General features: G+C 71.6%; 17 protein-coding genes. 13 read left to right on the top strand and 4 right to left on the bottom strand.

Going from position 1 to position 20,582, the window contains the following annotated elements:
- Positions 1 to 2 precede the first annotated feature (2 nt).
- On the bottom strand, positions 3 to 1,322 hold the full coding sequence (locus HUO13_RS31380) for an extracellular solute-binding protein (RefSeq protein WP_211898534.1): 1,320 nt from the start codon (positions 1,320 to 1,322) through the stop codon (positions 3 to 5).
- A gap of 163 nt (positions 1,323 to 1,485) precedes the next feature.
- Between HUO13_RS31380 and HUO13_RS31375 the strand changes: the two genes are divergently transcribed.
- The 4 genes from HUO13_RS31375 (at position 1,486) to HUO13_RS31360 (ending at position 6,332) form a co-directional block, all read left to right on the top strand.
- Positions 1,486 to 2,520, top strand: a complete 1,035-nt coding sequence (locus HUO13_RS31375) for a LacI family DNA-binding transcriptional regulator (protein WP_211898533.1) — start codon at positions 1,486 to 1,488, stop codon at positions 2,518 to 2,520.
- A gap of 18 nt (positions 2,521 to 2,538) precedes the next feature.
- Positions 2,539 to 4,170: a glycoside hydrolase family 13 protein gene (locus tag HUO13_RS31370; RefSeq protein ID WP_211898532.1), complete on the top strand. Its 1,632-nt coding sequence runs from the start codon at positions 2,539 to 2,541 to the stop codon at positions 4,168 to 4,170.
- A gap of 607 nt (positions 4,171 to 4,777) precedes the next feature.
- Positions 4,778 to 5,185, top strand: coding sequence for a YciI family protein (locus HUO13_RS31365; protein WP_211898531.1), 408 nt, complete (start codon positions 4,778 to 4,780; stop codon positions 5,183 to 5,185).
- A 7-nt stretch (positions 5,186 to 5,192) separates the two neighbouring features.
- Positions 5,193 to 6,332 carry an RNA polymerase sigma factor gene (locus tag HUO13_RS31360; RefSeq protein WP_211898530.1) on the top strand — a complete coding sequence of 380 codons (1,140 nt, stop codon included), beginning with the start codon at positions 5,193 to 5,195 and terminating at the stop codon, positions 6,330 to 6,332.
- 193 nt (positions 6,333 to 6,525) lie between these two features.
- Here the strand turns inward: HUO13_RS31360 and HUO13_RS31355 are convergent, their stop codons facing one another.
- Positions 6,526 to 7,980 carry an amino acid permease gene (locus HUO13_RS31355; protein WP_249124213.1) on the bottom strand — a complete coding sequence of 485 codons (1,455 nt, stop codon included), beginning with the start codon at positions 7,978 to 7,980 and terminating at the stop codon, positions 6,526 to 6,528.
- A 101-nt stretch (positions 7,981 to 8,081) separates the two neighbouring features.
- Between HUO13_RS31355 and nucS the strand changes: the two genes are divergently transcribed.
- Positions 8,082 to 8,741, top strand: coding sequence for an endonuclease NucS (gene nucS, locus HUO13_RS31350; RefSeq protein WP_211898529.1), 660 nt, complete (start codon positions 8,082 to 8,084; stop codon positions 8,739 to 8,741).
- Between the two features lie 153 nt (positions 8,742 to 8,894).
- Here nucS and HUO13_RS31345 read toward each other — a convergent pair whose 3' ends face one another.
- Entirely contained in the window at positions 8,895 to 9,671 is a 777-nt protein-coding gene (locus HUO13_RS31345) for an SDR family NAD(P)-dependent oxidoreductase (protein WP_249124212.1), read from the bottom strand.
- Positions 9,672 to 9,815: 144 nt separating this feature from the next.
- Here HUO13_RS31345 and HUO13_RS31340 point away from each other — a divergent pair, with 144 nt between their 5' ends.
- From HUO13_RS31340 to HUO13_RS31330, 3 genes are all read left to right on the top strand, one after another.
- Positions 9,816 to 10,364 (top strand): TetR/AcrR family transcriptional regulator, encoded by a 549-nt coding sequence (locus HUO13_RS31340; RefSeq protein WP_211898528.1) that lies wholly within the window; start codon positions 9,816 to 9,818, stop codon positions 10,362 to 10,364.
- Between the two features lie 1,171 nt (positions 10,365 to 11,535).
- Positions 11,536 to 13,218, top strand: coding sequence for a sodium:solute symporter family protein (locus HUO13_RS31335; protein WP_211898527.1), 1,683 nt, complete (start codon positions 11,536 to 11,538; stop codon positions 13,216 to 13,218).
- Between the two features lie 14 nt (positions 13,219 to 13,232).
- Entirely contained in the window at positions 13,233 to 13,493 is a 261-nt protein-coding gene (locus HUO13_RS31330) for a hypothetical protein (protein WP_211898526.1), read from the top strand.
- Between the two features lie 227 nt (positions 13,494 to 13,720).
- Here the strand turns inward: HUO13_RS31330 and HUO13_RS31325 are convergent, their stop codons facing one another.
- The gene (locus HUO13_RS31325; RefSeq protein WP_249124211.1) at positions 13,721 to 14,680 is read right to left on the bottom strand and encodes a DUF3558 domain-containing protein; all 960 of its coding nucleotides are present in this window, start codon (positions 14,678 to 14,680) and stop codon (positions 13,721 to 13,723) included.
- A 390-nt stretch (positions 14,681 to 15,070) separates the two neighbouring features.
- Between HUO13_RS31325 and HUO13_RS31320 the strand changes: the two genes are divergently transcribed.
- From HUO13_RS31320 to HUO13_RS31300, 5 genes are all read left to right on the top strand, one after another.
- Positions 15,071 to 16,588 carry an aldehyde dehydrogenase family protein gene (locus HUO13_RS31320; RefSeq protein ID WP_211898524.1) on the top strand — a complete coding sequence of 506 codons (1,518 nt, stop codon included), beginning with the start codon at positions 15,071 to 15,073 and terminating at the stop codon, positions 16,586 to 16,588.
- Between the two features lie 510 nt (positions 16,589 to 17,098).
- Entirely contained in the window at positions 17,099 to 18,094 is a 996-nt protein-coding gene (gene dhaK, locus HUO13_RS31315) for a dihydroxyacetone kinase subunit DhaK (protein ID WP_211898523.1), read from the top strand.
- Positions 18,095 to 18,114: 20 nt separating this feature from the next.
- Complete coding sequence (dhaL, locus tag HUO13_RS31310) at positions 18,115 to 18,753, top strand: dihydroxyacetone kinase subunit DhaL (RefSeq protein WP_211898522.1); 639 nt, start codon at positions 18,115 to 18,117, stop codon at positions 18,751 to 18,753.
- Complete coding sequence (gene dhaM, locus HUO13_RS31305) at positions 18,750 to 19,439, top strand: dihydroxyacetone kinase phosphoryl donor subunit DhaM (protein WP_211898521.1); 690 nt, start codon at positions 18,750 to 18,752, stop codon at positions 19,437 to 19,439. The genes dhaL and dhaM overlap by 4 nt, the downstream gene beginning before the upstream one ends.
- Before the next feature lie 140 nt (positions 19,440 to 19,579).
- Complete coding sequence (locus tag HUO13_RS31300; protein WP_211898520.1) at positions 19,580 to 20,575, top strand: hypothetical protein; 996 nt, start codon at positions 19,580 to 19,582, stop codon at positions 20,573 to 20,575.
- Positions 20,576 to 20,582: the final 7 nt, after the last annotated feature.

Genomic DNA, 20,582 nt, shown 5'->3' with positions numbered 1-20,582 from the left:
GTTCACAGCACCACCCCGCTCAGCGCGGAGTCGATCTCCGACGAGACCTTGGCCAGCACGGTCCCGGCGTCGGAGGAACCGGCGACGACAGGGTTGATGTTGCTGTAGACGGCCTCGCTGACCTGCGGGTAGTACGGCGTGCGGGTCGGCCGGGGCGCGAGGTCGACGTCCGGGACCATCCGCAGCACCGGGTTGTCGCTCTGGCGGATGCGGGGGTCGTTGACCGCGGTGAGCGACGCCGGGAGCTGGGTGCTGCGCATGCCGAGGATGAGCTGCGCGTCCACGCCGGACATCCACCTGGCGAAGGCGACCGCGGCCCCGAGCTGTTCGGTGTGCGGGTTGACGAAGTTGTGCCATCCGCCCACTGTGGACACCCGCGAGCGGGTCGCGCCGTCGAACGTCGGCCGGAAGGTGGCGCCGATGCGTCCGCTCACCTGCGAGTCGGAGGGGTCCTGCGCGGTTCCCCACGCGTACGCCCAGTTGCGCAGGAACGCCGCCTGCCCGCCGGTGAAGGTGGTGAGCGACTCCTGCTCGCTGAACGTCGCGACCGACCGGGGCGAGACACCGGTGCCGACCAGCTCCTCGACGAACCCGAGCGCCCGCCTGCCCGCCACGGAGTCCAGCGTCGCGCGGCTGTAGTCCGGTGCCACCAGCTCGCCGCCCGCGTCGGCCACGAACTCGGCCACGTTGCAGGTCAGGGTCTCCGACGGGGCCGCCTGCCAGCTCAGGCCGTAGCGGACGTCGCCGGTGGTGGTCAGGGCGCGCGCCGCCCGGGTGAGCTCCTCCCACGTGCGGGGCACCGCGATGCCGTGCTTGGCCAGCAGGTCCGCCCGGTAGTAGAGGAAGGACTCCGACAGGTACATCGGGAACGCCCAGCGCCGGTCCTCGTAGGTCAGCGACGTCACCACCGGTTCGGCGAAGTCGTCCCAGAAACCGGGTTCCACCAGCGTGTCCAGCGGTGTGGCCAGCGAGTTGTGGGCGAACTGGGCGGGCCAGACGCAGTCGCCGAGGTAGACGTCGGGGCGGGGTGCGCCGCTGGCGATCTGGGTGGTCAGGGTCGCGCGCTGCACGTCGGTGGTCGGCGGCGCCTGGGCGATCCGAACGGTGATGTTGGGGTGGGCGGCCCGGAACGCGTCCACGAGCACCTGGCGCAGGTCCGAGCCCTCGTTGGACTTGAGTTTCTGGCTGAGCCATTCGATGGTGACCGGACGGGTGGGCGGTTCGGCGCTCTTGCCCGCAAGCGGGTCGGTCTCGGCCCGGCCGCACCCGGCGACCGCGAGGCCGGCCGCGCCGGCGAGCAGGGATCGGCGTGACAGCTGCATGGGCGGCCTCCTCGACGACTCCGTGCAGTGGACGAAAACGCTTGCACCACACCCCTCGAAGAGTCAACAGAGAACCGAAAACTGCCCGATCCAACTGCTGTTTCGTTATGAAAGTCGGATGGCAGCGTTGCCAGAACCACGTGCCCATCGCTAGCGTTCAGGCATGGCCGCTGCCAGTCCGCACTCCCGGATGAGCGATGTCGCCGACCGGGCGGGAGTCTCCCTGTCCACCGTGTCGCGGGCGTTGCGCGGAGCCCCAGGCGTCGCACCGGAGGTGCGGGAGCGGGTGCAGCGAGCCGCCGCGGAGCTCTCCTACGTGGTGTCGCGCAACGCGTCGGGGCTGGTGACCGGCGCGACCGGGCGGGTCGCGGTGCTGGTGCCGTTCCTGCAGCCGTGGTTCTTCGGGGTGGCGCTGGCGGGCATCGGCACGCGGTTGCGGCAGGCGGACCTGGACATGCTCGTCTACCAGGTCGGCGACATGCGGGGCGTGGAGGAGTACCTGGGCGAGCTGCCGTTGCGGCGCAACGTCGACGCGGTCATCGCGCTGTCGCTGGACCTCGACGAGGGCGAGATCGCCGTGCTCGACGAGGTCGGGGTGCCCGTCGTCTTCGTCAGCCAGCGGATACCGGAGCGCGCCAGCGTCTTCATCGACAACGCCGCCGCGGCCAGGTCGGCCACCCGGCACCTGCTCAACCTCGGGCACACCTCGATCGCCTTCGTGCAGTCGGCCGACAGCACGGGCTTCGCGTGGAGCTCAGCCGAGCGGGTCAACGGCTACCGCGAGGCCATGACCGATGCGGGCGTGCGACCGCAGGTGCTGGTGGGGGAGTCCGGGCCTCGCGGCGGAGCGCTCGCGGCGGGCGAGCTGCTGTCGCGGGCCGAGCCGCCGACCGCGATCTTCGCCGAGTCCGACGACGTGGCCATGGGTGTCCTGCGGGTGCTCCAGCGCAGCGGGCTGGCGGTTCCGGAGGTGATGTCGGTGCTGGGCTTCGACAATCACGACATGGCCGAGCTGCTGGACCTGAGCACCGTGGCCCAGCCGGTCTCGGAGATGGGTGCCGTCGCCGCGCGGCTGGCCATCGAGGCCGTCGCGGACCCGGCGGCGGTGCCGCACGTGGAGCTGGCCACGAACCTGCTGGTCCGCGGCTCCACCGCAGGACCGCGAGCCGCGACGCGGCTCGTCAGCGGGAACGAGTAGCGAGGACAAGAGGAGCTCATGAGCCGGAACTGGTGGCGCAACGCAGTCATCTACCAGATCTACCCGCGCAGCTTCGTCGACTCCGATGGCAACGGCATCGGTGACCTGGCCGGGATCACCTCGAGGATGGACTACCTGGCGCGGCTGGGCGTCGACGCCGTGTGGCTGTCGCCGTTCTACCCCTCGCCGTGGGCCGACGGCGGCTACGACGTGGCCGACTACCGCGACGTGGACCCGACCCTGGGCACCCTGGAGGACTTCGACCGGCTCGTCGCCGCCGCGCACGAGCGGGGCATCCGGGTGCTGATCGACATCGTGCCCAACCACACCTCCGACCAGCACGAATGGTTCAAGCAGGCGCTCGCGGCCCCCGCGGGCTCGCAGGAACGCGACCGCTACGTCTTCCGCGACGGCAAGGGGCATGCGGGCGAGCACCCGCCGAGCAACTGGGAGTCCCGCTTCGGCGGCCCGGCCTGGACCCGGCTGCCAGACGGCCAGTGGTACATGCACCTGTTCGCCAAGGAGCAGCCCGACCTGAACTGGGACAACCCGGAGGTCCGGGCCGAGTTCGCCGACATCCTGCGCTTCTGGTCGCGGCGCGGCGTCGACGGCTTCCGCATCGACGTGGCGGCGGCGCTGGTCAAGGACATGAGCGAGCCGCTTCGCGACGTCGTCGGCGGCGAGGGCACCACCGGCCTGGACGACCTGGCGGCCAACCCCGACCACCCGTTCCTCGACCGCCCCGAGGTCCACGACGTCTACCGGGAGTGGAACAAGGTGTTCCACGAGTTCGACCCGCCGCGCATCGGTGTCGCCGAGGCGTGGGTGCAGAACGAGCGCCGCGTCCGCTACACCCGCACCGACGAGCTGCAGCAGGCGTTCAACTTCGAGTTCCTGCGCGTGCGCTGGGACGCTCCGGAGTACCGGCGGGTCGTGCAGGAGTCGATCGCGGGCGCGAAGTCGGTGGGCACCGTGGCCACCTGGGTCATGTCCAACCACGACGTCGTGCGCCACGTATCGGCCCTGGGTCTGCCCGCCGAAACCGACCTGCGGGTCTGGCTGTCCAGCCACGGCACCCACCCGGCCCCCGACCTCGAACTGGGCACCAGGCGGGCCCGCGCGGCGGTGCTGTTCACCCTCGGCCTGCCGGGCTCGGCCTACGTCTACCAGGGCGAGGAGCTGGGCCTGCCCGAGGTCGCAGACCTGCCGGTCGAGGTGCTCGAGGACCCGAAGTACGAGCGGACCAACCACAAGGAGAAGGGCCGCGACGGCTGCCGCGTACCGCTGCCGTGGACCCGGGAGGGCATCTCGGCGGGCTTCAGCACCGAACCCGGCTGGCTGCCCCAACCCGAGGGCTGGGGTGAACGGTCGGTGGAGGCCCAGGAGGGCGACGAGGAGTCGATGCTGGAGCTCTACCGCACGGCCCTGCGGCTGCGTCGCGAGTTCGCCGAGGACGAGAGCTTCGAGTGGGAACCCACCCACAACACCGGCGACGTCCTGGCCTTCCGCCGGGCGGACAACATCCTGGTGCTGGTCAACACGGGCATCGAGGCCGTCCCACTACCCGTGGGTGAGGTCGTGCTCTCCAGCATCAAGCTCGACGGCGACACCCTCCCGGGCAACTCAGCGGTCTGGCTCCGCATGGGCTGACACACCCACACGGGCGGTGCCGTGGTTCTCATCCCGTCGACCTGGCGCCAGCCCGATCAGACCGGGTCAAGGGGGCCCGCTCGCTCGCCACCGCAGGATGCCTCGAAAACCGGCCCCCTTGACGCGGTCTGATAGCCCTCGTGGAGGTCGATGGGATGAGACCGCCCTCATCCCGGAGACCTGCCGGGGGTCTGGGGGCGGCGAGCGCCCCAGAAACCACCCACCCACCGCAAGCCGCAAGGCCAGGGTGAGTGCGTCGAAAACTCCCGCGCCCCCGCTCTGAAAGTGAGCCGCCAGCCCGGCTGGATGCGTCGAAAACTCCCGCGCCCCCGCTCCCAAAGCGACCCGCCAGCCCCGCAGGATGCGTCGAAAACTCCCGCGCCCCCCGCCCCCAAAGGTGACCCGCAAGGTCAGGGTGAGTCCCCCCGAAACCCCGCGCCCCGCTCTCAAAGTGACCCGCCAGCCCCAGCCGCCCACCCCGGGCCCTCGAACTCCCCCGAAAATGCCCCCAAGAAATCCGCCCACCCATGTCGAGAACCCGTGTCCGGCTCCGTCCCAGGGGTGAACGCGCCCAGAATGGGTCGCACCAGCACCGAGGAGACACACGATGGCCAAGTACTTGCTTCTCAAGCACTACCGCGGCGCTCCGGCTTCGGTCAACGACGTGCCGATGGACCAGTGGTCGCCGGAGGAGGTCTCGGCGCACGTGCAGTACATGCGCGACTTCGCGGACCGGCTGGAGGGGACCGGCGAGTTCGTCGACGGTCAGGCGCTCGCCCCCGAGGGGGCGTGGGTGCGGTACGACGGTGAGGGTCGCCCGCCGGTCACCGATGGCCCGTTCGCCGAGACCAAGGACCTCATCGCAGGCTGGATGGTGATCGACGTCGACAGCTACGAGCGCGCCGTCGAGCTGGCCGGGGAACTGTCGGCCGCCCCCGGGGCGGGCGGGAAGCCGATCCACGAGTGGCTGGAGGTGCGCCCGTTCCTGGCCGCGACGCCCACCATCACGGAGTGAGCTCCAGATGGACGAGGCCCTGATCCGGAGCCTCACGCCGAGCGTGCTCGCGATCCTCGTCCGCCGCGGAGCCGACTTCGCGGCGGCCGAGGACGCCGTGCAGGACGCGCTGGTGGAGGCGGTCCGCGGCTGGCCCTCCGACCCGCCGCGGGACCCGAAGGGCTGGCTGGTCACCGTGGCCTGGCGCCGGTTCCTCGACGCGACCCGGGCGGACGCCGCCCGCCGCCGGCGTGAGGACCTCCTCGACGAGGAGCCGGCTCCAGGGTCCGCGCCTTCGGTGGACGACACGCTCCAGCTCTACTTCCTGTGCGCCCACCCGTCGCTGACGCCGTCGTCCGCGGTGGCGCTCACGCTGCGCGCCGTCGGCGGGCTGACGACCCGCCAGATCGCCCAGGCGTACCTGGTGCCCGAGGCGACCATGGCGCAGCGCATCAGCCGGGCCAAGCGCACCGTCTCCGGCGTCCGGTTCGACCAGCCCGGAGACGTCGCCACCGTGCTGCGCGTCCTCTACCTGGTCTTCAACGAGGGCTACTCCGGCGACGTCGACCTCGCGGCCGAGGCCATCCGGCTCACCCGGCAGCTCGCGGCCGCGATCGACCACCCAGAGGTGGCGGGGCTGCTTGCACTGATGCTGCTGCACCACGCCCGGCGCGCTGCCCGGACCGCGCCCGACGGGAGCCTCGTGCCCCTCGCGGAGCAGGACCGAGGCCTGTGGGACACGGAGTCGATCGCCGAGGGCGTCGAGATCCTGCAGGCGGCCCTCGCCCGCGACCGACTGGGCGAGTTCCAGGCCCAGGCCGCCATCGCGGCGCTCCACGCCGACGCGCCAACCGCCGAGGAGACCGACTGGGTGCAGATCGTCGAGTGGTACGACGAGCTCGCGCGCCTGACCGAAAGCCCGATCGTCCGGCTCAACCGCGCGGTGGCCGTCGGCGAGGCCGACGGACCGCGCGCCGGGCTGGCGGAACTCGCGGCGCTGGATGCCTCACTGCCCCGCCACACGGCGGTGGCGGCGTACCTGCACGAGCGCGACGGCGACCTGACGACGGCGGCACGGCTGTATGCGGAAGCAGCCCGAAAGGCACCCAACATCGCTGAGCGCGACCACCTGACGCGCCAGGCCGCGCGCCTCAACTCCCGCGGGTGACGCCCGGCTCAAACTTGCGCCGGTGACCCGCCCGCCTCAACTCCTGCCGGTGACGCTCGGCTCAACTTCCGCCGGTGATGCCACCCGGCTCAACCCCGCCGGTAAACCGACCGGTCCAATGCCAAGGGGCCAATGGACCCGCCCGCTGAAGGCGACCCGCCGCGCCAGCCCGCAACGCCAGCCCGCCGCGGCGTCACCCCTTCGAGCGGACCTCCGCCCCATCACCGTCGCCGTCCTCGCCGCCGGCACCGGCACCGAGGCCGTTCAGCTTCGACCGCCGGTGCCCGTAGCCGAAGTAGACGATGAGACCGAGCACCGTCCAGATGCCGAACGTGATCCACGTGATCCAGTCCAGACCGCCGATCAGGTACACGCACAGCGCCAGTCCGAGCAGCGGTACCAGCGGCATGAGCGGAGTGCGGAAGCTGCGCTCCAGCTCGGGGCGGGTGCGCCGCAGGATCAGCACCCCGATGTTGACCAGCCCGAAGGCGACGAGGGTGCCGATGCTGGTGGCTTCCGCGAGCTGGTTGAGCGGCACGACGGCGGCCAGCACCGCCACCGCGACGCCGACCAGCAGGGTGTTGCGCGCTGGTACGGCGCGCCGGTTGACCTTCGCCAGCATCGGCGGCATGAGCCCGTCGCGCGACATCGACACGAGGATGCGCGTCTGCCCGTAGAGCACCGTCAGCACCACCGACGCGATGGCGATGACCGCTCCGAGGGCGAGCACGACCGACGGCCAGCCCTGGCCGGTGACCACCTGCAGCGCCGTCGCAAGGGAGGCGTCGGAGTCGCCGAGGACCTGCGTGCCGACCGCTCCGACCGCCGCGAAGGCGACGAGCACGTAGATCGCGGTGACGATGGCCAGCGAGAGCATGATCGCGCGGGGCAGGTCGCGCCTGGGGTTGCGCGCTTCCTCGCCCGCCGTCGACGCCGCGTCGAAGCCGATGAAGGAGAAGAAGACCGCCGAGGCGCCCGCCGAGATGCCCGCGAAGCCGGCGGGGGCGAACGGCGTCATGTTGTCGGAGTTGAACGCGGTGATCGCCACCGCCACGAAGAAGACCAGCACCGCGATCTTGAGCAGCGTCGTGACGGTGGTGACCCGTCCGCTCTCGCGCACGTTCATCAGCAGGACGCTCATCGCCAGCAGGACCACCAGGGCCGCCGGGACGTTGACCACTCCGCCTTCGCCGGGCGGCGCGGCCAGCGCGTCGGGGATGCGCATCCCGATCGTGCCCTGCAGGAACTCGTTGAGGTAGCCGCCCCAGCCGACCGCCACCGCGGCGACCGAGACGCCGTACTCCAGCAGCAGGCACCAGCCGCAGATCCAGGCGACCAGCTCGCCGAGGGTCGCGTAGGTGTAGGAGTAGGCCGAGCCGGAGACCGGCACGCTGCCCGCGAGCTCGGCGTAGGACAGCGCGGAGCACAGGGCCGCGAGTCCGGCCAGCACGAACGACACGACCACCGCGGGCCCGGCGGCGGGGGCCGCTTCGGCGAGCACCACGAAGATGCCGGTGCCGAGGGTCGCGCCCACCGACAGCGCCACCAGCGGCACCAGGCCGAGGGTGCGGTGGAGCTGGGTGTGCGAGCCCTCGTCGGCGAGTTGCTCGGCTGGTTTGACCCGTAGCAGGCTTCGAGCGAACGACACGAGGGCGAACGGTAGCTCACTCCTTGGGATGACCCGGGCGCAGCCTCGGCCGCGGGCGTCCCCGATCGGGGACGGAGATCGTCGTCCGTACCCTGTGCCGGGTGCGTCTTGTCATTGCCCGTTGCCAGGTCGACTACGTGGGGCGGCTCACCGCCCACCTCCCGATGGCGCAGCGCCTGCTGCTGGTGAAGGCCGACGGTTCGGTGTCCGTGCACTCCGACGACCGCGCCTACAAACCGCTGAACTGGATGAGTCCGCCGTGCTGGCTGATCGAGGACCCGGGGGTCTGGACGGTCCAGAACAAGGCGGGGGAGAAGCTGGTGATCTCCATCGACGAGGTCATGCACGACTCCAAGCACGAGCTGGGGGTGGAGCCCGGGCTGGTCAAGGACGGTGTCGAGGCGCACCTGCAGGAGCTGCTCGCCGAGCACGTCACCACCCTCGGCGACGGCTGGTCGCTGGTGCGGCGCGAGTTCCCGACCGCGATCGGGCCGGTGGACCTGATGTGCCGCGACGCCGACGGTGCGAGCGTGGCGGTGGAGATCAAGCGCCGGGGCGAGATCGACGGCGTCGAGCAGCTCACCAGGTACCTGGAGCTGCTCAACCGTGACCCGCTGCTCTCGCCGGTGACCGGTGTCTTCGCCGCGCAGCAGATCAAGCCGCAGGCGCGCACGCTCGCCGAGGACCGGGGAATCCGCTGCGTCGTCCTCGACTACGACAAGCTCCGCGGCATCGAACCCGACGAGTTCCGCCTCTTCTGACGCCCCACGCCCCGGCGAGGAGACGCCCCGCCCGCGGTGTGCCCCGCCGCTCCGCACGCCAGAGGCCGCGCCGCTCCATCCGCCGTGTGCGCCGTACCCCGACGTGCCGCTGCCGCCTGGGTGTTCACGCCACCTTGAGGGTGTTGCCGTCGATCACGTGGTCCGCGCCGAGATGCTCGGCGCGTTCGGTGAGGCGAGGAAGGTCACCAGCGCCGCAACCTCGTCGGGCTCGACGAAGCGGCCCGTGCTCACGCCCGTCGCGTCCGGAAGCCCGGCCAGCAACTGCCCGTGCGGGATCTCCATCGACTCCGCGAGCTGTGCTCCGTAACCGTCCGGGGCCTCCCACATCGGGGTGCGAGCCGCGCCCGGTGAGACGGTGTTGACGCGCACGCCACGCGGGCCGAACTCCTCCGCGATCGCCTTGCTGAACGCGGTGAGCGCGGCTTTCGCCGTCGTGTAGCCGATCGGCCCGGAGTGCGGCATGCGCGCGCCGATGGACGAGATGTTGATGATCGCGCCCTTTCGCCGCATCAGCCCGGGCAGCGCCGCGCGGGCGGCGCGGACGGCGCTGAAGAAGTTCACGTCGAACAGGTGCTGCCAGTGCTCGTCGGCGACGTCCAGGAAACCCCCGACGATGCCGCCACCAGTCACGCCGCCCCTGCCGCCACTGGATCCGACATCGCCACCGCCGACGTTGTTGACCAGCAGGTCGACGTCCCCCGCCTGCTCGACGAGTGCCCGCGGGCCGTCCGGGGTGGCCAGGTCGGCGCGGACGATCCGTGCTCCGGTCGCTTCCAGTTCGGGGGTGCTGGTGCGTGCTCCGGCGACGACCGCCATGCCTTCGGCGGTCAGCGCGCGGACGATCGCGAGCCCGATGCCGCGGCTCGCCCCGGTGACCACGGCGGTCCTGCCGTTGAGGTGCATGTCCATGGGACCCGCCTCCCAAAGTTGCGTCTGAGGTGTCGCTAAAAACGCTAGAGATGCAACACGATGACGCAAGTACTCTTGGAATTAGGACATTGCGGTAGCCTTCGGTCCGGCGTCGGCGTGAAGGGAGGCGTGGTGAGCCGAGCGATGCGAGCCGATTCGGAGCGGACCGCGCTGGCGATCCTGGAGGCCGCCGAGCGCGTGCTGGCGCGGAACCCGGCCGCGACGATGGCGCAGGTCGCCGAGGCGGCCGGGGTCGCGAGGACGACGGTGCACCGGCGGTTCGCCAGCCGCGAGGCGCTGGTCGAGGCCATGTCGGCCTGGGCGGCCCGGCGGTTCGCCGCCGCGGTGGACGAGGCCCGGTCGGACACCACGCCTCCGCTGGTCGCGCTCTACCAGGTCACCGCGAACGTGCTCCGGGTCAAGATCGGCTGGGGCTTCGCGATGAGCCGGATGAACTCGGCCGACCCGGAGGTGGAGCGGATCCACGACGAGGTGCGCAAGAAGTGCCTGCGCCTGTTCCGCCGGGCGCAGGTGGACGGCGTGCTGCGCGCGGACGCCGACCCGGAGTGGGCTCGCCGCGTGTACTACGCCCTGATCCACGAGGCCGCCCAGGAAGGGCGCGACGACGGCGACACCGACGCGCTTGCGACCCGGGTCGTGGACACCCTGCTCCGGGGTGTGGGCATGGGCTAGACCCGCGCCGGACGGCCGATTCGAGCGCGCTCAGCGGCGGTCGCGCTGCTGTGCGCGGGAAGCGCCACCGCAGGCGCGGGGACTCGGGACCGTGGGCGGCGCGAGGTGGCCGGTGATCAGGGCGCTCGCATAGCGCAGCAACCCGACCTGGGCCGCCGTAGGCTCCGCGCTCGGCTCGGCACGGGCCGGAACCGCCTGCCTCCGTTGCTGATCCCGGCCCGCGGGCAGCCGTGTTCCTTCCGCCGAAGAGTCCGCCGAAGAGTCCGCTGGGCCGGAGCCCGCCGAGCCGGAGGTACCCGGCGCACTCGCCGAACCGCTCGCCCCCGCCGTCGTCTGAGCCTTCGCCGGTTTCCGGTCCCCTGCTGGCCCCGCCGTCTTCCGGGCCTTCGCCGGCCCCGAGGTCTTCCGTGCTTCCGCCGTTTCCGCGGGCTGCGACGAGTCGCGCGTCCGCGCCGTCGTGGCCGGATCTCGCTCCGGCCGCTCCGCCGACGGCCGTGAGTCCCGGCCCGCCCGCTGCCGCGGCACCCTGGGGAACCATCGCCCCGAGGACCGCTCCGGCGGCCGCTGCGCCTCCCCCGGCTTCGCCGGCTCGGCCGCTCCAGCCGCACCCGCGCTCCCAGCCGCTCCGCCGCCGTTCGCGCTGCCCGCCGCGTCGGCGGCCTCCGCCGCCTCCGCCGCTCCCGCTGCCGTCTCCGCCGACGCCCGCGAACTCCGCCGGAGACGCTGCTCCGGTACCGCGGCCGGTGGTCCTTCGAGGCCGGCGATGATCGCCAGGTCGATCCGGGCGTTCACAGTTCCCCCTCGGTCACCGCGAGTGTGCTGGTGTACCCGTACCGTCACGCTACGCCCCGGTTTTCCGTTGTGGGGAGCCGACATTCCGGCAATCACTCGCATGGCCCCCCGGGCTGCCGGAGCCCTCCGCGTGTTCGACGGTGTCGCCTTGTGTTGGTCGCTTCGCCGGCCTCGCTGCCGCTCACCCGAGTGGCCGGACGTGACCGATCTGTCCTGCGAATTCGGCTACCCAGCGGAGTCGCCCGGATCGATTTAGTGTCAGGATCCAACGAAATGATATCGGGCCGGTGTGACTGATCCCACTGTGCGGTACTGTCCGGCTGCTGCCGCAAGAGTGGTGATTATCGTTTGACTTTGTTGGGTCTGGAGGTGGGGTAGCGTGCAGGTGCTGGCCCAGGTAGAGCTGCGGCTCGACGCGAGCGCCGTGGATTACGTGCTGCTCGCGGTCTACTTCGTGTTCGTGCTCGGAATCGGCTATCTCGCGCGTCGCTCGGTCTCCACAAGCCTGGACTTCTTCCTGTCCGGGCGGGCGTTGCCGGCGTGGGTGACCGGTCTGGCCTTCATCGCGGCCAACCTCGGCGCGATCGAGATCATCGGCATGTCGGCCAACGGCGCCGAGTACGGCATGCCGACCATGCACTACTTCTGGATCGGCGCCGTTCCCGCGATGCTGTTCCTCGGCATCGTGATGATGCCGTTCTACTACGGCTCGAAGGTCCGCAGCGTTCCCGAGTTCATGCTGCGGCGCTTCGGCAAACCCGCGCACCTGGTCAACGGCATCAGCTTCGCGGTCGCGCAGGTGCTGATCGCCGGTGTGAACCTCTACCTGCTGGCCAGCATCGTCAACGTGCTGCTGGGCTGGCCGCTGTGGGTGTCGGTGCTGATCGCGGCGGCGATCGTGCTCTCCTACACCGCGCTGGGCGGGCTGTCGGCGGCGATCTACAACGAGGTGCTGCAGTTCTTCGTGATCGTCGCGGCGCTGCTGCCGCTGACCATCGTCGGCCTGACCAAGGTCGGCGGCTGGCAGGGATTGGTCGACAAGGTCACCGCCAGCCCCGGCGGTGCCGAGCAGCTCACCGCGTGGCCGGGCACCGAGCTGACCGGTTTCACCAACAGCTTCCTCAGCGTCGTCGGGCTGGTGTTCGGCCTGGGCTTCGTGCTCTCCTTCGGCTACTGGACGACGAACTTCGTCGAGGTCCAGCGCGCGATGGCGTCCAAGAGCATGTCGGCCGCGCAGCGCACGCCGATCATCGGCGCGTTCCCCAAGATGTTCATCCCGTTCCTGGTGATCATCCCGGGCATGATCGCGGCGGTGCTGGTCCCGGACCTCTCGGCCTACAAGGCCAGCGGTGAGGGCGCCGTGGACTACAACGACGCGCTGCTGCTGCTGATGCGCGACCTGCTGCCCAACGGCCTGCTCGGCATCGCGCTGGCCGGTCTGCTCGCCTCGTTCATGGCCGGTATGGCGGCGAACCTGAGCTCGTTCAACACGGTGTTCACCTATGACATCTGGCAGGCGTACATCGTCAAGGACAAGCCGGACCACTACTACCTGAACATGGGCCGGTCGGTGACCGTCGGAGCGACGGTGGTCGCGGTCGGCACGGCGTTCATCGCCGCCGGCTACTCGAACCTGATGGACTACCTGCAGCAGCTGTTCTCGTTCTTCAACGCGCCGCTGTTCGCCACGTTCATCCTGGGCATGTTCTGGAAGCGGATGACGCCCACCGCGGGCTGGCTCGGCCTGGTGCTGGGCACGCTGGCGGCGGTGACCGTGTTCGGGCTGTCCGAGGGCGGCGTGCTCGACCTCCCGGGCCAGGGCGCGAGCTTCGTGGGCGCAGGTGCGGCGTTCGTCGTCGACATCGTGGTCAGCGTGCTGGTCAGCATGGCGACCCGGCCGAAGTCCGACACCGAGCTGGTGGGGCTGGTGTACTCGCTGACGCCGAAGGCGGCCCGCACTGCCTCCACCAGCGGTGAGGACGCCGGCTGGTACCGCAGGCCGGGCCTGCTCGCCGGGATCGTGCTGGTGATCACCATTCTGCTCAACATCATCTTCGGCTGACAGGAGGCAACCCAATGGCGAACCAAACTCCTCGCTCCGGGCAGACCGCGGGTGCCTTCGACATCCGGGTGATCATCGCCGCGCTGTTCGCGATCTACGGGCTGGTGCTGCTGGTCGTCGGGCTGGCCGCGACCAGCCCGGAGGACGTCGAGAAGGCGGCGGGCATCAACATCAACCTGTGGAGCGGCATCGGCATGCTGGTCTTCACCGCGATCTTCGTGCTGTGGGCGAGGGTGCGGCCGATCAGGGTGCCGGACGAGTCCGCGCAGCAGTAGCCGAACAGCGAAGCGCCGCGTCCCGCTCCGGCGGGGTGCGGCGCTTCGTGCTGTCGAGGGTGAGGTGAGAGCGAGCCGTGGCCTGGGACGTGTTTCAGGTGTGGCTTGCGTAGTTGGGCGCTTGGCGGAACCTCAGCCGCCTTCTCGCTCCGGGAGCCGTCGGCCCGGGAGCCGTCGGCCCGGGAGCCGTCGGCCCGGGAGCCGACCCGCCCGGCCGCGGTCTCCGCTCAGCCGACCGGAAGCTTCGACTTCACCGCCCGTGCCGCGTTCAACGCGTTCGCGCACGCGTCCATCGGGATCTTGTTGTTGTTGTAGACCTGCACCTGGACGCGTTCGATGCCGTTGACGTTCGCCGGCGTGCGGCGGTGCTCCCACTCGATCCGGCAGTTGTTCAGCTCCGACGACGGCAGCACGGCCGCCCCGACTCCGCCGATGTCGGCGGGCGGCAGCGTGCCGGTCTCCGGCTCGCCGGTGGCGAAGTCGACCTTGAGGTCCACGCCGTTGTCCGCGTGCCAGTCGCACGCGTAGATCCCGGCGGGCTCCGGCGACGCCGTGACGCCCATCGCGGTGTCGCGCACGACCACGGGGTCGAGCGTCGTGCAGGGGTCGATCCCGGACAGCTCGGCCGGACCGCGCCCGGCGATCGGCGGATTCGTGCGGATCTGCTCGACGACCTCGTGCATGATCTGCACCGCGGCCGAACAGGGATCGGGCAGCTCGGTGTCGAGCTGGAGCTGCATCGACCGCGGCGACGACAGGATGCCCTCCGCGCCCTGGTAGGCGACCCGGACGAAGCAGGGATCGGAGTCGGCGGTGATCTCGGCGGGCAGCCCGGCGATGCGGTGCTTGCTGAAGTCGAACCCGTCGGCCTGCAGGTACAGGGTGACGTTGAACGGCTTGCCGTCGTGGGTCTTCATGAAGTTCGAGCACGCGCCGAGGTCGCTGAGCACGTCACCCGAGGGCTGGCCGTACTCGGTCAGGTCCGTGCCGCGCAGCAGCGCGCACGGGTCGACCGCCCGCAGCTTCGCGGGCGTCAGCCGGTCGTCGAAGAACGCCGCGCTCTCGACGTCGGGTTTGGCGACCGGCACGGTCTCCCGCTGCCCGGTGGTTTTCTCCGTTCCGGCCGAACATCCGGCGACCATGAGGACGAGAGGCAGAACAGCGATCAGCGACGCGTACCGGTACACGCGGGTCACACTATCGAGCGGATCAGTGGACGTGGTCGGGAACGTGCTGATTCGGACCCGGCCCGTGCCGCGGAGGAGCCCGTCACCGCACCGCTTCGTCGCTCTGCGTGACACAACGGCAAGTGATCGGGTCGGGACACCACCGTGTCGTTGTGCCGGGCGGTGCCGGAGATCGGGCGGAGGAGCGAGTACAACTACACCATCGTTGCGGTGGAAGCACAGGCCGCCGCCACCCGGTCGGTGAGTGCCGGGGTGTCAGTCGGCTGACCCGCGGAAACCGGACGAAGAAGACAACCGGCGGCGTCCGCTCCCTCCGGTGGTCGCCCTTTCGTGGCGACATTCCGTAGGCTGCAGGATTACAACGACCAATGAAATGGTGGGAGGCCAGCGATGACCGGGACCGCCCGTGGCAGCGTCGAGACGTCGACCGAGGCGGAGTTGGATCCGCAGCCCACGTTCGAATCGCTCGATCCGCGCACCGGTGAGGTCGTCGGCCGGTACCCCGTGCGCGACGCCGGCGAGGTCAGCGAGGTCGTCGCGGCCGCCCGCAAGGCCCAGCAGTGGTGGTCCGACCTGGGCTTCTCCGGTCGCAAGCAGCGGTTGGACGCCTGGCGCAAGCTGCTGCTGCGCCGGCTCGACGAGCTCGCGGGCGTCATCTGCGCCGAGACCGGCAAGCCGCTCGACGACGCCCGCCTGGAGCTGGTCCTGGTCGTCGACCACCTGCACTGGGCCGCGGCCAGCGCCGAGAAGGTGTTGCGCCGCCGCAAGGTGCCATCGGGCTTCCTGATGGCGAACCATGCCGCGACCGTCGAGTACCTGCCGTTCGGTGTGATCGGAGTCATAGGACCCTGGAACTACCCGGCTTTCACGCCGATGGGCTCCATCGCCTACGCGCTGGCCGCCGGCAACACCGTCGTGTTCAAGCCGAGCGAGCTGACGCCCGGCGTCGGCGAGTGGCTGGCGAAGAGCCTCGACGAGGTCGTACCCGAGCAGCCGGTGCTCAGCGTGGTGACCGGCTTCGGACCGACCGGGGCCGCGCTGTGCGAGTCGGGTGTGGACAAGGTCGCGTTCACCGGTTCCACGGAGACCGGCAAGCGCGTGATGGCCACCTGCGCCCGGACCCTCACCCCCGTGCTGGTGGAGTGCGGCGGCAAGGACGCGCTGATCGTCGACGCCGACGCCGACCTGGGCGCCGCCGCCGACGCCGCGGTCTGGGGCGCGATGTCCAACGCCGGGCAGACCTGCATCGGCGTCGAGCGGGTGTACGTCGTCGACTCCGTCGCCGACCGGTTCCTCGACCTGGTGACCGAGCGCGCCGCCAAGCTGCGGCCGGGCGGCGAGCCCAATGCGAACTTCGGGCCGATCACCATGCCCTCCCAGGTGGACGTGATCCGCGACCACGTCGACGGCGCGCTCGAACGCGGTGCCCGCGCGCTGGTCGGCGGCGGGCACTCGGTGCGGCCGCCGTTCGTCGAGCCGGTCGTGCTCACCGACGTGCCACCGGACGCGGCCGCGGCGACCGAGGAGACCTTCGGGCCGACCATCGTCGTCGAGCGGGTGCGCAGCGCCGACGAGGGCGTCGAACGGGCCAACGACAGCCGGTACGGGCTGGGCGGCACGGTTTTCTCCCGGGCGCGCGGCACGGAGCTGGCCCGGCGGTTGCGGGCCGGGATGGTCGCGGTGAACTCGGTGATCGCGTTCGCGGCGGTCCCCGCGCTGCCCTTCGGCGGTGTCGGCGACTCCGGGTTCGGCCGGATCCACGGCGAGGACGGCCTGCGGGAGTTCACCCGGGCGCAGGCGGTGACCAGGCTCAAGTACCGGATTCCGCTGAACCCGATGACGTTCGGCCGCTCGAGCCGCACGGTGCGGCGGCTGGTCCGCCTGCTGCGCCTGTTCCGCGGGCGCTGAGCAGGGCCGACGCACGCAGCCGCCCCTGTGCCGACGGGGTGTCGGGAGCCAGGCCGGACGTCGGGGGCAGGCCGCTGCGGTCGAGCCCTGCGCCTGACGTGCTGCCAAACCCTGAGCGCAACGGCCCGCCGCCTTACGGCCGCCGAGCCGCGTGCCTGGAGCGCCGCCGAGCAGGGCGCCTGAGGGCCCGCGGAGCCCGCCCGCCGTCGGGCCTCCGGCCCGCCCCGGACGCCCTCCAAGAAGGCCCTCCAACCGCGAGCCGACCGGAGGCCCCTTTCCGCACGTCGCAAGGGCGGCGGGCACACGTCCCGCCCCTCGCGCCCTTGCCTCCACGCGCACGGCGCGGAACGATCCGCGCGTGGGCGGCGGGCGCCTCGCCCGCTCCCGGCCGCGGTCGGCCGGGCGGCGGCCCGCGAACGTGTGAGGATGCGATGTAGGCAACCTTGCGTGCACATTTGCGCCTGGGAGCCATCGGACGTTCGCCCGCACCGGCGGTCAAGGAGGACATCGGTGAAGAAGATCATCAACGAGCCCGCGGACGTGGTCGCCGAATCGCTGCGGGGCATGGCGGCGGCGCATCCCGAACTGCTGCGCGTCCGGACCGACCCGGCCGTGGTCGTGCGCGCGGACGCTCCGGTGCGGGACAGGGTCGCGGTGATCTCCGGAGGGGGTTCCGGCCACGAGCCGCTGCACACCGGATTCGTCGGCCCGGGCATGCTCGCCGCGGCGGTGCCTGGTGCGGTGTTCACCTCGCCCACCCCGGACGCGGTGCAGGCCGCGATCAACGAGACCGACGGCGGCGCGGGGGCGTTGCTGGTGGTCAAGAACTACACCGGCGACGTGCTGAACTTCGAGACCGCCGCCGAGCTGGCGGAGGCGGAAGGCACCGAGGTCCGCACGGTGCTGGTGGACGACGATGTGGCGGTGAAGGACTCCACCCACACGGCGGGCCGCCGGGGCGTCGGCGGAACCGTGCTGGTGGAGAAGATCGTCGGTGCCGCGGCGGCACGCGGTGCCGGGCTGGACGAGTGCGAGCAACTGGGCAGGCGGGTCGTCTCACAGGTGCGTTCGATGGGCATGGCGCTCACCGCCCCGACGGTGCCGCACGCAGGCGAACCGAGCTTCGCGCTGGAGCCGGACGAGATGGAGATCGGCATCGGCATCCACGGCGAGCCCGGTCGTGAGCGGCTGCCGCTGGAGAAAGCGGATGCCGTCGTCAGCAGGCTTCTCGACGCCATCGTGGATGATCTTCCGTATGCCGACGGCGACGAGGCTCTCCTGTTCACCAACTCCATGGGCGCCACCCCGCTCATCGAGCTCTACCTCGCGCACGGCATCGCCGAGAGGTTGCTGGCCGAACGCGGCATCCGGGTCCGGCGGCGGCTGGTCGGCCCGTACACGACGAGCCTGGAAATGCAGGGCATGAGCCTCACGCTGCTCAAACTGGACGATGAGCTCACCGAGCTGTGGGACGCACCGGTGCACACCGCGGCGTTGCACTGGTGACAGAAGAACAGGTGGACCTGATGGGTTGCACAGCACAGGACGTCGTCGTCGCGTTGCGCGCGGGCGCCGAGACCGTCGCGGCGCACCGGGACGAGCTGATCCGGCTCGACCGGGAGATCGGCGACGCCGACCACGGCGAGAACATGGACCGCGGCTTCCGGGCGGTCGTGTCCAAGGTGGACACCGCGGCGCCCGATACACCGGGTGCGGTGCTGAAGATGGTGGCCACGGTGCTGATCTCGACCGTCGGCGGGGCCTCCGGGCCGCTCTACGGCACGGCGTTCCTGCGGGCCGCGGCGGCGGTCGGCGACGCCGCGGAGCTCGACGGCGCGGCCGTCGCCGCCGCGCTCAAGGCCGGGATGGAGGGTGTCGCGGCGCGCGGCAAGGCCGTCACCGGCGACAAGACGATGATCGACGCGCTCTCGCCCGCGGTCGACGCCGCCAAGGGCGCGGCCGACGCGGGGGAGGGGCCGGTGAAGGTGCTGTCGGTGGCCGCCGAAGCCGCCCACGTGGGCGCGCAGGCGACCGAGCCGCTGGTCGCGCGCAAGGGCCGGGCCTCCTACCTCGGCGAGCGCAGCGCGGGCCACATCGATCCGGGAGCGCGGTCGACGGCGTTGCTGCTGTCGGCGTTCGCCGAGGCGGCGAGGGGCGGACGATGAAGACCGTCGGACTCGTCATCGTCTCCCACAGCGCGAAGCTCTCCGAGGGCGTCGTGGAGCTCGCCCAGCAGATGGCTCCGGAGGTCCGGGTCGTCGCCGCCGGCGGGCTCGACGACGGCAGCATCGGCACCGACTTCGAACGGGTGTCCGCCGCGCTGTCCGACGCCGACACCGGCGCGGGCGCCGTCCTGCTCTACGACCTGGGCAGCGCGCAGATGGTCGCGGAACTGGCCGTCGAGTCGCTGGGCGACCCGCGGACCGCGATCGTGGCCGACGGGCCGCTGGTCGAGGGTGCGGTGGCGGGTGCGGTCGCCGCGCAGGGCGGCAAGGACCTCAAGGCCGTCGCCGAGGCGGTGCAGGCCGCGGGCGGGCCGTCGGAGCTGGCGGCCGGCGGAGAGGAAGCCGAGGCCCCGCCGCAGGAGGAAGTCCGCGAGGAACTGGAACTGGCCAACGAGGTCGGCCTGCACGCGCGTCCGGCCGCGCTGCTGGCCCGGTGCCTGACCGGTCTCGACGCCGACGTCACCATCTCGCTCGGGGAAAAGGAAGCCGACGCCGCGAGCGTGCTGGGCGTGATGGGGCTCGGAGCGCGCAAGGGCCACCGGATCGTGCTGCGCGCGAGCGGTCCCGACGCCCGGGAAGCCGTGCAGCGCATCCTCGACCTCGCGTCCCGCAACTTCGACGAGTAGCAGTCGCGGGAGGGGCCTGCCGACGCGAGGTCCCTCCCCGAATCTCCTTATCCCGCCGGATGTTCGCGTGGTGGATGTCGCACGCCGTTCCGCTCGTCGGACCGGTACCCGTTCGGGTGATACGAGGTTAGGCTGAGCCGATGCCGCCTCCCCGCCTCCGCTGGATGGCCCTGCTCATCGCCGGACTGCTCCTGCTCGCCGGATGCGTCGGCGGCCCGGCCGGTTCGGGCCCGGTGGCGGGCGGCGGGAAGCCACCCGCGTCGTCGGTCGACGTGCTCGGCGACCTGCGCACCTTCGATCCCTGTTCGGTCGCCGACCCGGCGGCGCTGGCGAGGTTCGGGCAGGTCACCGAAGCCGGGACGGTCTCGCTCGACTACTGCCTGCACCGCGTCCAGCTGGCCGACGGCTCGGTGGTGCAGGTCGCGGTGGGCGAGCTGGCCGAGTCCACACCGGACCAGCCCGGCGGCGAGGCACCGGTCGTGGCGCGAGGGCAGTACCGCGTCCGCCAGGAACCCCCGCTGCCCGGGCACTGCACGCGGGACGTGCTGTTCGACGACGGCACCGCGATGCGGGTCAGCGCCGACCTCCTCAGCGGCGATCCCGGTGCGGGACTGTGCGCGGTCGCCGAGACCGGGGCGGACGCGGCGGTCGGCGCGATGCGGCAGCACCGGGTCGGGCACCGCGCCTACCCACCGGACTCGCTGGCCGTCGCCGACCCGTGCACCGTGCTGGACTCCACCGTCGTGCACCAGGTGCCCGGCCTCGAGCAGGCCCAGCCGCGGTCCACCCCGGCCCGCCACCAGTGCCAGTGGGGCGAGCAGAACGCCGAGTCGCCCCGGGTGCGGCTCGTGCACACCGCGGGCGCCCCGCCCAGGGTGCTGCACGGGGCGGCGGTGGAGGAGGAGATCGCCGGCCGCCGCACGGTCGTCAGCATCGTCGGCGGCGACCCGAGCGTGCCGCTTTGCTCGGCCGAGACCGGCCACATCCCCTTCGGCGACCCGGCCGGGCAGCAGGTGGAGGTGGCGATGCTGGTCGTCGCGATCCCGGGCGCGGACGGCATCGAGGCGTGCGAGTACGCCAGGGGCCTGGCGCAGTCGGCTTGGCCGCGTCTGCCCGCGCCGGGCGGCAGCCGTTAACGTGGGG

It is taken from the genome of Saccharopolyspora erythraea, assembly GCF_018141105.1.
Classification (GTDB): Bacteria; Actinomycetota; Actinomycetes; order Mycobacteriales; family Pseudonocardiaceae; genus Saccharopolyspora_D; species Saccharopolyspora_D erythraea_A.
The sequence above is the reverse complement of the archived record's forward strand: the minus strand, read 5'-3'. Positions and strand labels throughout refer to the sequence as shown.

Excerpts from the sequence above, each read along its gene's own strand:
- HUO13_RS31380 (WP_211898534.1), bottom strand. The coding sequence starts at position 1,322 with ATGCAGCTGTCACGCCGATCCCTGCTCGCCGGCGCGGCCGGCCTCGCG.
- HUO13_RS31375 (WP_211898533.1), top strand. The coding sequence starts at position 1,486 with ATGGCCGCTGCCAGTCCGCACTCCCGGATGAGCGATGTCGCCGACCGG.
- HUO13_RS31370 (WP_211898532.1), top strand. The coding sequence starts at position 2,539 with ATGAGCCGGAACTGGTGGCGCAACGCAGTCATCTACCAGATCTACCCG.
- HUO13_RS31365 (WP_211898531.1), top strand. The coding sequence starts at position 4,778 with ATGGCCAAGTACTTGCTTCTCAAGCACTACCGCGGCGCTCCGGCTTCG.
- HUO13_RS31360 (WP_211898530.1), top strand. The coding sequence starts at position 5,193 with ATGGACGAGGCCCTGATCCGGAGCCTCACGCCGAGCGTGCTCGCGATC.
- HUO13_RS31345 (WP_249124212.1), bottom strand. The coding sequence starts at position 9,671 with ATGGACATGCACCTCAACGGCAGGACCGCCGTGGTCACCGGGGCGAGC.
- HUO13_RS31340 (WP_211898528.1), top strand. The coding sequence starts at position 9,816 with ATGCGAGCCGATTCGGAGCGGACCGCGCTGGCGATCCTGGAGGCCGCC.
- HUO13_RS31330 (WP_211898526.1), top strand. The coding sequence starts at position 13,233 with ATGGCGAACCAAACTCCTCGCTCCGGGCAGACCGCGGGTGCCTTCGAC.
- HUO13_RS31320 (WP_211898524.1), top strand. The coding sequence starts at position 15,071 with ATGACCGGGACCGCCCGTGGCAGCGTCGAGACGTCGACCGAGGCGGAG.
- dhaL (WP_211898522.1), top strand. The coding sequence starts at position 18,115 with ATGGGTTGCACAGCACAGGACGTCGTCGTCGCGTTGCGCGCGGGCGCC.
- dhaM (WP_211898521.1), top strand. The coding sequence starts at position 18,750 with ATGAAGACCGTCGGACTCGTCATCGTCTCCCACAGCGCGAAGCTCTCC.
- HUO13_RS31300 (WP_211898520.1), top strand. The coding sequence starts at position 19,580 with ATGCCGCCTCCCCGCCTCCGCTGGATGGCCCTGCTCATCGCCGGACTG.